Annotated in this window: 10 protein-coding genes; 1 reads left to right on the plus strand and 9 read right to left on the minus strand. The window is 37.0% G+C overall.

Going from position 1 to position 13,350, the window contains the following annotated elements:
* Window positions 1–147 precede the first annotated feature (147 nt).
* The 8 genes from ABD792_RS02685 to ABD792_RS02720 form a co-directional block, all read right to left on the minus strand.
* A complete protein-coding gene (locus ABD792_RS02685) occupies window positions 148–1,938 on the minus strand; it encodes a cytochrome c oxidase subunit I (protein WP_345004224.1) in 1,791 nt (596 codons plus the stop codon).
* A gap of 24 nt (window positions 1,939–1,962) precedes the next feature.
* On the minus strand, window positions 1,963–3,030 hold the full coding sequence (locus tag ABD792_RS02690) for a cytochrome c oxidase subunit II (protein WP_345004225.1): 1,068 nt from the start codon (window positions 3,028–3,030) through the stop codon (window positions 1,963–1,965).
* A gap of 27 nt (window positions 3,031–3,057) precedes the next feature.
* Window positions 3,058–4,407: a quinol:cytochrome C oxidoreductase gene (locus ABD792_RS02695; RefSeq protein ID WP_345004226.1), complete on the minus strand. Its 1,350-nt coding sequence runs from the start codon at window positions 4,405–4,407 to the stop codon at window positions 3,058–3,060.
* Window positions 4,408–4,429: 22 nt separating this feature from the next.
* Window positions 4,430–4,981, minus strand: a complete 552-nt coding sequence (locus ABD792_RS02700; RefSeq protein ID WP_345004227.1) for a c-type cytochrome — start codon at window positions 4,979–4,981, stop codon at window positions 4,430–4,432.
* 8 nt (window positions 4,982–4,989) lie between these two features.
* Window positions 4,990–5,520, minus strand: a complete 531-nt coding sequence (locus tag ABD792_RS02705; RefSeq protein WP_345004228.1) for a DUF3341 domain-containing protein — start codon at window positions 5,518–5,520, stop codon at window positions 4,990–4,992.
* Between the two features lie 9 nt (window positions 5,521–5,529).
* On the minus strand, window positions 5,530–6,981 hold the full coding sequence (nrfD, locus tag ABD792_RS02710) for an NrfD/PsrC family molybdoenzyme membrane anchor subunit (RefSeq protein WP_345004230.1): 1,452 nt from the start codon (window positions 6,979–6,981) through the stop codon (window positions 5,530–5,532).
* 73 nt (window positions 6,982–7,054) lie between these two features.
* Window positions 7,055–10,156, minus strand: a complete 3,102-nt coding sequence (locus tag ABD792_RS02715; RefSeq protein WP_345004231.1) for a TAT-variant-translocated molybdopterin oxidoreductase — start codon at window positions 10,154–10,156, stop codon at window positions 7,055–7,057.
* Between the two features lie 129 nt (window positions 10,157–10,285).
* Complete coding sequence (locus ABD792_RS02720) at window positions 10,286–11,581, minus strand: cytochrome c3 family protein (protein ID WP_345004322.1); 1,296 nt, start codon at window positions 11,579–11,581, stop codon at window positions 10,286–10,288.
* A gap of 294 nt (window positions 11,582–11,875) precedes the next feature.
* On the opposite strand from ABD792_RS02720, the gene ABD792_RS02725 reads away from it, so the two are divergent.
* Window positions 11,876–12,274 carry an SPOR domain-containing protein gene (locus ABD792_RS02725; protein WP_345004232.1) on the plus strand — a complete coding sequence of 133 codons (399 nt, stop codon included), beginning with the start codon at window positions 11,876–11,878 and terminating at the stop codon, window positions 12,272–12,274.
* An 81-nt stretch (window positions 12,275–12,355) separates the two neighbouring features.
* Here the strand turns inward: ABD792_RS02725 and ABD792_RS02730 are convergent, their stop codons facing one another.
* Complete coding sequence (locus ABD792_RS02730; RefSeq protein ID WP_345004233.1) at window positions 12,356–13,348, minus strand: SMP-30/gluconolactonase/LRE family protein; 993 nt, start codon at window positions 13,346–13,348, stop codon at window positions 12,356–12,358.
* Window positions 13,349–13,350 lie beyond the last annotated feature (2 nt).

A 13,350-nucleotide genomic window follows, 5' to 3' on the forward strand; every position in this document is an offset into this window, starting at 1 on the left:
AGGTGTTTGATGCGAAAATACTACAAAAATCAAGACGAGGTTAATTTCTTAGACAAATTAACAGCACTATAACAAAAAGCCTTTCCGAAATGGAAAGGCTTTTAATTATGTTATCGATTCTCTATGATGAGATTGTATTCTTAAGAATTAATGCTGTAATTCTTCTTCTCCTTCTTTTAAAGGCACAGTTTGCGGTACGAAATCGACATCGTGTCCTGGCTTGCTATAATCGTAAGCCCAACGGTGTACGTGAGGTATTTCACCTGGCCAGTTACCGTGGATATGCTCTACAGGTGTTGTCCACTCTAAAGTTGTAGATCTCCAAGGGTTTTGCGTAGCTTTCTTTCCGTAGAAAATGCTAATAAAGAAGTTATATAAGTAAACAATTTGCACTACACCTCCTACCAAGGCAAATATTGTAATGATTACGTTTACGTTTGCTAAATCATCAAATAAAGGGAAGTTACTATTGGTATAATAACGACGAGGTAAACCTGCCATTCCGATGAAGTGCATTGGGAAAAATACACCGTATGCACATACAGCTGTTATCCAAAAGTGGATATATCCTAAATTCTTATTTAGCATGCGTCCAAACATCTTAGGGTACCAATGGTAGATTCCTGCAAACATTCCATATAGTGCAGATATTCCCATTACCAAGTGGAAATGCGCTACTACAAAATACGTATCGTGAACGTTGATATCTAAAGCAGAATCTCCAAGAATAATCCCTGTTAAACCACCTGTAATAAAGGTAGAAACAAATCCGATTGAGAATAACATGGCTGGATTCATTTGTAAGTTTCCTTTCCAAATGGTGGTAATCCAGTTAAATGCTTTTACTGCTGATGGTATTGCAATCAATAAGGTTGTAAAGGTAAATACAGACCCAAGGAACGGATTCATTCCAGATACAAACATATGGTGTCCCCAAACAATTGTCGATAAGAAAGCAATAGCTAAAATAGAAGCAATCATCGCACGGTAACCAAATATCGGTTTACGTGAGTTTGACGCCATAATTTCTGAAACCAATCCCATTGCTGGTAAGATTACAATATATACTTCTGGATGTCCTAAGAACCAGAACAAGTGCTCAAACAATACTGGTGATCCTCCTTGGTAGTGCAACACTTCACCTTGGATAAAGATATCTGATAGGAAGAATGAAGTTCCAAAGCTTCTATCCATTATTAGTAGCAATGCAGCAGACAACAATACAGGGAAAGATACTACACCAATTACTGCTGTTATAAAGAAAGCCCATATGGTTAATGGTAACCTTGTCATAGACATTCCTTTAGTACGTAAATTAAGTACAGTTACTATATAGTTAAGTGAACCAAGTAATGACGATGCGATAAATATAGCCATAGATACCAACCATAGGGTCATACCCATTCCAGATCCTCCTTGAGCCATTGGCAAGGCACTTAAAGGTGGATAGATTGTCCATCCAGCTGCCGCTGGTCCAGCTTCAACGAACAACGATATAACCATGATTACACTTGATAAAAAGAATAACCAATAAGATATCATATTTAAGAATCCAGATGCCATATCCCTTGCTCCAATTTGTAATGGAATCAACAGGTTACTAAATGTACCACTTAAGCCCGCTGTTAATACAAAGAATACCATAATGGTACCATGGATTGTTACCAATGCCAAATAAATATCGGCATCCATTACTCCATCTGGCGCCCATTTGCCCAATAAAGCTTCAAATAAAACATTAGGTTCCTCCGGCCAAGCAATTTGCATACGGAACATCATTGACATTAATACACCAATAACTCCCATAATCGTACCTGTTATAAGGTACTGCTTTGCAATCATTTTGTGGTCCTGACTAAATATATATTTAGTTACAAACGTTTCTTTATGATGATGTCCGTGGTCGTCGTGAGCGTGAGTATCTGCGTGTGCTGACATAATCTTATATCGTTTTTATCTTTTTTAGTTAATTAAAGAGTTTTTGAATTCCTTTTGTTGCTTAATCCAAGCGTCGTATTCTTCTTGAGTTTCAACGACTATCTTCATTTGCATGTTGTAGTGGGATTTACCACAAATTTTATTACATATTAACAAATAATCGAACTCATAACGTTCTAAGGGTTCTTCACCTTTAGCAACAAGGGGTTTACTATTTTCAACTCTTATTCTATTAATGTTAGCTACTTTTTCAACAATATCAGGATTTTGACGCATTTCGGAAGTCGTTACTGTAGGCGTAAATCCAAATTGTGTAATCATACCTGGCACACAGTTCATTTGCGCTCTAAAGTGTGGCATATATGCTGAGTGCAATACGTCTTGGGAACGCATTTTAAACAATACTGGTTTCCCTACTGGTAAATGCAATTCGGTTGTAATGATATCGTCTTGAGCATTAGGATCGGATTCATCTAGACCTAATATATTGGCACGATCTATATCTATTAAACGTACATTTGCTTTACCTAATGTGTTATCGGATCCAGCATATCTGGCCTTCCAGTTAAACTGCTGGGCGTACAATTCTACAACTAACGGGTCTTCGCTTTCATCTACTCCCATAATGTTGACCCATGTATTCAATCCGTAAATAATTAAACCAGCCAAAACAATTACCGGGATAATAGTCCAAATAGCCTCTAGTTTGTTATTATCTGCAAAAAACAACGCCTTTTTACCTTTTTCACCCTTGTATTTAAAAGCAAAATAATGTAATAGGAATTGTGTAATAGTTTGTACTATAAAAATAATTACCAATGAGATAATCATTAAGTTATCTATTGTTGGCCCATGCTCTGAAGCAGAGTTCGACAATAATGGTAAATCACCCCATTTAACAAAGCATACAATGGTAATAATATAAATGAAAGCCAAAAAGCCTATCATTAAGTATCCATTTAATGTATTGTCTTTGTCATTGGCTACCTGTGTATTTTCATTTCTGGCTTGAGCCAGATCGAAAATCTTTACCATTTGCCAAATGGCAACTAAAATAAATACTAAAACTATAATTGTTAATAAAGCAGTCATTGGTATCGTTCGTCTTTATATCTTAAATTAATAATGAAATTCTTTACTCTCTTTTAATAATGGGTTACCTTTTGCTAATAACGGAGCTTTTGTTAGCGCAGTAAATACAACAAATATAAATAACCCAGCAAAAAGTAAAACAGCTCCTATTTCTGGCACGCCTATAAACCATCTGTCTCCTACAGTGGCTGGCATTATCATATTGAAGATATCAATATAATGTCCTACTAATATTACTATACCAGATAGAACAACAAACCATGGTACACGCTTATAATCTGCATTCATTAATAATAATATAGGGAACACAAAATTCATAGCAACCATACCTAAGAACGGTAACTTATAATCTTGGAAGCGCGTTACAAAATACGTTACCTCTTCTGGTATATTTGAGTACCATATAAGCATGAATTGAGAGAACCATAAATAGGTCCAAAAAATACTAAATGCAAACATAAACTTAGCAACATCATGCAAGTGGTTTTCATTAACAAACTCTAAATGTCCTTTAGATTTTAAGTATAGTGTAACAAGTGCTAAAACGGTAATACCACTTACGAACATACTAGCAAATACGTACCATCCAAACAAAGTAGAGAACCAGTGAGGGTCTACACTCATAATCCAATCCCAAGACATCATTGATTCTGTATAAATAAAGAACACTAAAAAGGCTGCCGCAATACGGAATGACTTTTTGTAGTTGCTATTATCTTCTGCATTATCTTGTGCAATTGAAAATTTACGAGCGAAATGACGGTATAAACTCCATCCAGCTATAAAAATAATTGCTCTGATAATAAAACCTGTTTTGTTTAACCAACCTGATTTTCCTGCTACTAATGCATCGAAGTGCTCACTTTCTGGATTTACCATATCTGGGTTCATCCAAACAAATAAATGGTCGCCAGCTACAATGGCTATCGCCAATACGATTAATGCTCCTGGCAATAAATAAGCTGTAATACCTTCCATAACCCTAAATAGTACGGGAGACCAACCAGCTTGTGATGCAAACTGTATAGCGTAAAAAGCCAAAACACCTAAAGCAATCATCATAAAGAAAAATGCCGCTACGTATAATGCAGCATAAGGCCTGTTATGAATTTGGTGCATCACGTGTTCTGCATGTTCATCACCATGGTGTGCTTCATCTGCTACATGTGCATCTGCAGCTCCATGTGTATCATGTCCTGAAGTAGCATGTGTTGCTTCTCCATGACCTCCACCGTGATGGGAAGCTTCTTCAGAAAGCATCGTTTTAACTTCTTCTAAAGATTTTTGAGATGTCATAAAACCATATCCAACACCTAACAATCCTAAAACCATTAGAATGATAGAAAATGTCTTTAACTTACTTGAAAATGTGTACATATCTATAATAATCTTATCTATCTTACTTTTCTAAATCTGCTTTCAACTTTAACACGTATGCTACCACTTGCCAACGCTCTTCTTCTTGTAACTGGTTGGCATAAGAACCCATCGCGTTTTTTCCATAATAAATGGTGTGGTAAGTACTTCCTTCTGTAATAGCTCTACCCGCATCATCATAACTTGGGATACCCAATATCTTTTCACGTTTTACCAAATTTCCCTGACCGTTACCTTTATTACCATGACAAATACCACAATAAATGTCATATAACTCTTTACCTCTTACTAGATCTACTTGTGTAGCGTCTAAAGGTGATTTTAATGACTCTTTAGCCAACATAAACCCTTCTGTTGTGTTTGGTATATCGAAAGGAATAAATCCCCTTGCCACCGTACCTTCGGCCGGTAATTGTGCTTCTACGCCATTTGGGAAAGCAGCTTCGCCGTAAGTTTCGTAACCTGCAGACTCATACATATTAGGCATAAACTGGTAGTTAGGAGCTGTATCTTTTTTACATGATACAGATACTAAAACGACTGCTAATACTAATGTTTTAATTAAGCTTTTCATATCTGTTATTAATGGGCTTTATCAACTAAATTAATTTCTACGGCTCCTGTTTCTTTAAGTAAACCTTGTAATGCGTCTTCATTATCATTAACGGCTATCTCCATTAAGAAATGATCGTCCGTTGTTCTTGGATCTGGGTTTTCAGCATTTTTAAAAGGCCACATTCTACTACGTAAGTAAAATGTAATAACCATTAAGTGTGCTGCAAAAAACACGGTTAACTCGAACATAATAGGCACGAAGGCCGGCATATTCTCTAAATAGCTAAAACTAGGTTTACCACCTATGTTTTGCGGCCAATCTTCAATCATGATAAAGTTCATCATAACGATGGCAACTGTTAAACCAATTAAACCATAGATAAAGGCTGTAATTGCAATACGTGTTGGGGCCAAGCCCATAGCTTTATCTAATCCATGAACCGGAAAAGGTGTATATATCTCTTCTATATGATATCTTTCGGCTTTTACTTTCTTAACAGCCGACATTAAAATATCATCATCTGTATAAATAGCGTGAATTACTTTTGAAGCTTCCATATGCTACTTTTAGTTTTTTGTTTCTTTATTATTATCTCCAGAGGTTCTTGGATCTGCTCCAGTTCCTACCAAACTGTTTCCTGCTTCTCTTATTTTCTTATAGCTCTCACCAGAAGACTTCAAAATAGTTTTTACCTCTGCCTGTGCTATTACAGGGAATGTTCGTGAGTATAATAAGAATAGTACAAAGAAGAATCCGATTGTTCCAATAAAGATTCCTATATCTACAAAGGTTGGAGAGAACATTGTCCAAGACGATGGCAGGTAATCTCTGTGCAATGAGGTAACAATGATTACAAAACGTTCGAACCACATTCCTATGTTTACAACAATAGAGATAAAGAACGAGAACATGATACTTGTACGTAACTTTTTGAACCACATAAACTGTGGAGAAAATACGTTACAAGTCATCATCGCCCAATATGCCCACCAGTAAGGTCCTGTTGCTCTGTTTAAGAATGCATATTGTTCGTATTCTACACCAGAATACCATGCAATAAACAGCTCTGTTATATAAGCCACACCTACAATAGAACCTGTAATCATAATGATAATGTTCATTAATTCGATGTGCTGTACTGTAATATAAGCTTCTAAGTTACATACCTTTCTCATAATGATAAGCAAGGTGTTTACCATTGCAAATCCAGAGAATACCGCACCAGCAACGAAGTAAGGAGGGAAAATAGTGGTATGCCATCCTGGAATTACCGACGTTGCAAAGTCAAACGATACAATAGTGTGTACAGAAAGTACTAATGGTGTTGCCAAACCTGCCAATACCAATGACACTTCTTCAAATCGTTGCCAGTCCTTAGCGCGACCAGACCAACCAAAACTCAATAGAGCATATATTTTCTTTTGAAACGGTTTGATAGCACGGTCTCTAAGCATTGCAAAATCGGGTAATAACCCAGTCCACCAGAATACTAATGATACCGATAGATAGGTTGAAATTGCAAATACGTCCCAAAGTAATGGCGAATTAAAGTTTACCCATAATGATCCAAACTGGTTTGGTATTGGCAATACCCAATAACCTAACCAAGGACGTCCCATGTGTATAATAGGGAACAATCCGGCTTGCACAACGGAGAATATCGTCATTGCTTCGGCAGAACGGTTAATGGCCATTCTCCATTTTTGACGGAACAGCAAAAGTACGGCAGAAATAAGTGTTCCTGCGTGACCAATACCTACCCACCAAACGAAGTTAGTAATGTCCCAGGCCCAACCTACGGTTTTGTTCAAACCCCAAGTTCCTATACCTGTGGATATGGTATAAATTATACATCCAATTCCCCAAAGAAAAGCGACAAGAGAGATAGAGAATACTATCCACCACGCTTTGTTGGCTTTCCCTTCTACAGGTCTTGCTACATCCACAGTAACGTCGTGGTATGATTTTTCACCTGCAACTAAAGGTCTTCTAATAGGTGCTTCGTAATGAGACGCCATATTTTATTGTTTAATTGTTTATTGTTTAAAGTTTTAAAGTTGCTATACTTTTAACTTCTAACTTTTTTCTTAATTATGCTTCGGTTGTATTTCTCACTTTTGTTTGATACATCACATTAGGCTTTGTCCCAACATGTTCTAACAAGTGATACATACGTTTATCTTCTTTAAGTTCTGCAACTTTACTGTGCTTATCGTTGATATCTCCAAATACCATTGCGCCATTGCTACATGCAGCAGAACAAGCTGTTTGGAATTCACCATCCTTAATCTCACGTCCGTCACGCTTCGCATCAAGGATTGTCTTTTGTGTCATTTGAATACACATAGAACATTTTTCCATAACCCCACGAGAACGTACTACAACATCTGGATTCAATACCATACGACCTAAATCGTCGTTCATATGGTAATCGAACTCATCATTACCATTGTACAAGAACCAGTTGAAACGACGTACTTTATACGGACAGTTGTTAGCACAGTATCTTGTACCTACACAACGGTTGTATGCCATATGGTTTTGACCTTGACGACCATGCGATGTTGCCGCTACTGGGCAAACTGTTTCACAAGGAGCATGGTTACAGTGCTGACACATTACTGGTTGGAAAGCTACTTGTGGATTAGCCGAAGCTTTTTCCATTTCACCAAACTCACTTAATGAGCTACCTAAACCAGAAATATTATCTTTCTTGGCATCATCTCCTTCAAAAGATTCTTCGGATGAATAATATCTATCTATTCGTAACCAATGCATATCACGGCTACGTCTTACTTCAGTCTTTCCTACAACAGGTACGTTGTTTTCTGAATGACATGCAATAACACATGCACCACAACCTGTACAAGCATTTAGATCGATCGATAAATTAAAATGATGTCCAATAGAACGATCAAACTCATCCCAAAGATCTACATCTGGTGATGTAACTGGTGTTTCCTGATGGTTTAAAGATACCACGGGAACAGCGTTCCAATGCTTTTTATCTTTCGTATTGAATATCTCTAAGGTTGTTTCCTTAATGATATCTCCTCGTCCCATTAGGGTATTGTGCAACTGTACTGATGCAAATTCATGTTCCCCTGCAACTGCCTCAACAGTAACTGTTTGTACATTGCTAAAATTATGGTATAAAGGATAGGCATTAACACCTGTTTGCATTTCAGACTTTAAGCCTTTTGTCTTTCCATAACCAAATGACAATCCCACAGAACCTTTTGCTTGACCTGGCTGGATCATTACCGGTGCAGTTATAGTAACTCCATTTACCGTAACATTTGCATAGCTACCATTTAATGCCCCATTGGCTACATGCTTGTTCATTAAGCCCAATGCCTCTGCATCTGCTTTGGAAATGGTTAAATAGTTATCCCAAGATGTTCTGGTAATAGGGTCTGGGAATTCTTGTAACCATGGGTTATTGGCTTGTTGACCATCACCCATACCTGTTTTGGTATATAGTGTTAATTCTAATCCTCCACTTGATTTAGCGGAAGCAGCTAGTGCTTTGGCTGCATTTCCTGAAGGTGTGTCGGCTATTTCCTCTTCTGTTGAAGTTGAAGTTGTTTCTTCTTCTGTAGCAAGGGTACCAACAAACATTCCATCGTGCAATGCCTTATTGAAAGAACTTCCACCTAAAATAGTTGTTCCCCAAGTTTCTTTAATATAGTCGTGGTAAGAACTATCATTTCCTGTCCACTTTAATAAAACATCTTGTAATTGCCTTGTATCAAACAACGGACGGATAGTTGGCTGTGTTAGCCCGTAATGTCCTTTTTTAAGCTCTACATCACCCCAAGATTCTAGATAGTGTGGTGCGGCGGCTATATATTGTGTTAAGGATGACGTTTCGTCTTCTTTCATCGAGAAAGCAACAGATAATTCTGTTTTCTCCAGACCTTCAGCAAAGTCTGCTGCATTTGGTAATGTATACATAGGATTCACACCACTCATGATGATGGCACCAACAGTACCAGCTTTCATATCGCTAATTAGCTTAGCTACAGCCTTATCATTACCTTGTCTTGTTTTTATAGGGGTTTTAGGATCAAAAGCCTGACTTCCTAAATACTCATTGATTTCAAATGCTACGGTTTGTGCATTCACATCTTGAATACCCGTAACAACCACTCCTTTATTCCCAGCTTTTTTAAGCTGATCTGCAGCACTTTTCACAGCTGCCTCAACTGCTTCTGGCAAGTTCCCTGAAACGGATCCGCCAACAACATAAGCATATAATTTAGCTAAAGCTAATTTTTGTTCGCTTGGTGTTAAAGGCACTCGTTTATCGGCATTGGCTCCAGAAAGTGACATGTTTGATTCAAACTGAATGTGGCGTGACATCTTCCCATGATTTGGCACTCTGTTTTTAGAATATCCAGTATCAAATCCACCACCTTGCCAATCACCCAAGAAATCGGCTCCAACAGAAACGATTGTCATCGCTTTTGCAAAATCATAATTTGCCAATCCGCGTTCACCATATTTAGCTTGGTATGCATCTAACGCAACAGATTCTGAAACGGCATCATAAACTACATGACGTACGTTGCCATACTTTTCCTTAAATTCGGCAACCAGCTTAGTTGTAGATGGACTAGCAAATGTTTGTGTTAACAACACAATATCTTTTCCAGATCCTTTAAGAGCTTCTAATTTCGCTGTGGTTTCAGTATTAAAATCACTCCAAGAAATTGATTCACCATCTTTTCTAGGACCTTGCACTCTTAAACTATCATACAATCCTAAAACAGAAGCATTGACTCTTGCATTGGCACTACCATTGGTAGCCGCAAGTGTGTTGTTTTCAATTTTGATTGGACGACCTTCTCTAGTTTTAACTAAAACACTTGCAAAATCAAATCCATCAGCTATAGTCGTTGCATAATAATTGGCGACACCTGGAATAATTTCTTGAGGTTGCACAACGTAAGGAATCGATTTAACAACCGGCCCCTCACAAGCAGCCAATGAAGCTGCTGCTGTACTAAAACCTACGTATTTTAAGAAATCGCGACGGGATGTAGAACTAGCCTCTAACGCATCTTTATCTCCTAAAAACGCATCTGTTGGAATTTGCTCTACAAACTCGTTTTGTTTTAGCGTCTCAACAATAGAGCTAGTCTCGTTTAGCTCTTCAACACTTTTCCAGTATTTCTTGTTTGATGACATATTATTGATTTACGATTTTTGATTTTTGATTTACGATGTCAACTTATTTACAGATTTTCAAAATTTCTCCAACTGTAATTCGTCAATCGTAATTCTAAAAAATTAATCTATTTAATATTAATACTTATTCTAATAGTGACACTTACCACATTCTAACCCGCCCATTTGAGCTGCAGTTAACTTCTCTACACCGTATTTTTTAGACAACTCTTTATGTATCTTAGCGTAGTAAGCATTATCTTCTACTTTCACATTGGTCTTTCTATGACAATCTATACACCAACCCATTGTTAAAGGCGCATGTTGCTCCACTATCTCCATAGTTTCGATTGGTCCGTGACACGTTTGACATTCAACACCAGCTACAGATACGTGCTGTGAATGGTTGAAATAAACAAAATCAGGCAAGTTATGGATACGCACCCACTTTACAGGTTGTGATTCTCCTGTATATTTTTGATCGGCATCACTCCACCCAGCTGCTTTGTATAATTTTTGAATCTCACCATCGTAAAACTCTTTAGTATACTCTGCAGAGGTTTCTCCGTTGTATTCATAAATCGACTTATGGCAATTCATACAAACATTTAATGACGGAATTCCTGATGTTTTACTAACACGGGCAGAAGAGTGACAATATTTACAATCTATACCATTGTCACCTGCATGGATTTTATGAGAAAAATGAATTGGCTGCACAGGCTGATATCCTTGATCCACACCTATTTGCATCATGTAACCATACACGAAATAACCACTAGCCAACAATAAGAAAATAGCCGTAACCAATACCAAGAACTGGTTTTGAGCAAAAGCCTTCCATAAAGGCATTCTTTTAGACGCTTCGGGCAACTCAATATTCTGAGCTTCCGCAAAACGACGCAACGTCTTATTCACTAAGAATAAACCTGCTGCCAACAATATAAATAATATGGCAAGAGCTCCAAGAATAATTTCATTTGAAACACCATCTGTTTGTGCTGGCACCTGCGAAGTGGCCTCACCTCCCCCAGAAGTTTGAGCAGGAGCTGCTTTTTCTTGAGCAGTATAAGCCAGAATATTATTTAAATCCTCATCTGTTAGCTGAGGAAATGGTGTCATGGCTGCTCCACCATACTCATTGTAAATTTTATTAGCATAAGCATCGCCAGACTTAATAACAGCTGGACTGTTTCGAATCCAAGCAAAAATCCAGTCTCTATCTAAACCTTGCTCATCTGCTAAACGCTGCTCTACATGACGCAAAGATGGACCTGTCATTTTCTTATCTAATTGATGACAAGCTGCACAATTTGCATTAAACAACGTCTTTCCTTTTGCTGGGTCTCCTTCTTGAGCCGAAAGAGAAGCACTAAATACTAATAAAATAATTAAGCCTAAACGAAGAATACTGTTACTTAATTTTCGGTGAATCACCTGTTTCATATTATTGGTTGAATTAACTTCTAAACTTTGGTACGATTTTTTCATTTAACGGTATAAAAAAACACGGTTATAAAACTCACGCAAAAGTAATACTTAAAGTCGATTTTAGAAATGTTAGCGAAGTGTTAATTGTTAATTTAGAGAGATTCTAAATAATAAATTGTGCCACATTTAAGTTTATAACATATACATTTGCATATATATTAAAAAAACAAAACATCCCTTTAGCAAATCGTTTATTGTATTTTGATGATTTTATGGATGTTAGCCCTTAACCTATAAAACACAATATAAATGAAGGCATTAAATTTACGACCACGATTGTTTAGCTTTTTTTGTTTTGCTCTTATCTGCCATTATGGCTTTTCTCAACAAGGCACTGTTAGTATAAATCAGGACAGACATATTCCTGGGTTGCTAAACTTAAAAAAAGAGATAAACAAAAGTGATGTTGATCGCTATAAAATCCAAATTTATTCGGGTAACCGGGAAGAAGCCCTAAGGGTTAAAAAGGAATTTGAAGAGTCTTTTTCCGATTGGAAAGCAAGTGACATTTTTGAAAAACCTGTCAATTTCAAAATTTGGGTTGGCAGTTTTAGAACACGTTTAGAGGCAGACAGGGCTCTAAAAAAAATTAAACAAAAATTTTCGAGTGCTTTTATTTTTAAGCCTAGAAAGGAGAAAAACAATTAGATTTCTATTTTTCTAATTAGTTTTAGATTACATACTCGCTTTCACCTAATCAACACCCTTAGAAGTTTAACATATCTTATTTTAAGGTTTTAATATCACTCGCATTAATTTAGGCCCAGATGTTATATATAAGATTTCTTCCTTATCATCTAACACGCAATTGGTGTTAAACTCATCATTTAAAATAGTTCCTAAATGCTTCCCATTTGGATCTAAGATATAAACACCTCCTGGGCCAGTTGCAAAAATAATGCCTTCTTTGTTAACCTTTAATCCGTCTGGATGTCCTTTTTCTTTTGGAGCATTTCCGGTAGCATCAAAAAACGTTCTCCCATTAGAAATATGGCCATTTTCATCTACATCGGCTGCGACCCAAATAGCATTTTTCCAATCAGCATTGGCTATATAGACCGTTTTCTCATCTGGAGAAAAGGCAATACCGTTAGGACTTGAAAGTGTATCGGTAACCAGCTCTATAGCCCCATCAGGTTTTATACTGTATACTGCTGCTTTTAAACCATCAGCTACAACCGGTGGCGGATCGGACATAATCATATTCCCATTAGAGTGAAATACCGCATCATTGGTATTATTAAACTGCTTCCCATTATATTGATTAACAAATACACTAAAGTTAGCTGTAGGCTTACTAATAGGGCTTTTCATTTTCACTACTTGACCATGACCATATCTCAAAATAACCAGATTGTCATTATCATCAATTAAGAGGGCGCTTGGACCAGGTTTGTTTGAATCTGTATCTTTCATATCAAGGTACAGTGTGACGCTATCTTTTTCTGTCCACTGATACAATTTTTGATGTTTCACATCTGTATACACCAACTTTTGCTCCTCCTTTAACCATATGGGTCCCTCAGACCACCCATGATTAGTAGATAACACTTCTATCACAGCTTTGGAGGAAATAACATTATCTAACGCATCATCAAGTCTTTCAATCTTTCCAACTGTTGGAAACATCCTTGTTTTTGACCTCGTCTTTTGCTGTTCTACACAAGAAATAAGACATATAACTGTAAAACATATACTAAAAGTGCCTTTTAATAACATCATGA

The sequence above is a fragment of the Snuella lapsa genome, assembly GCF_039539345.1.
Classification (GTDB): Bacteria; Bacteroidota; Bacteroidia; order Flavobacteriales; family Flavobacteriaceae; genus Snuella; species Snuella lapsa.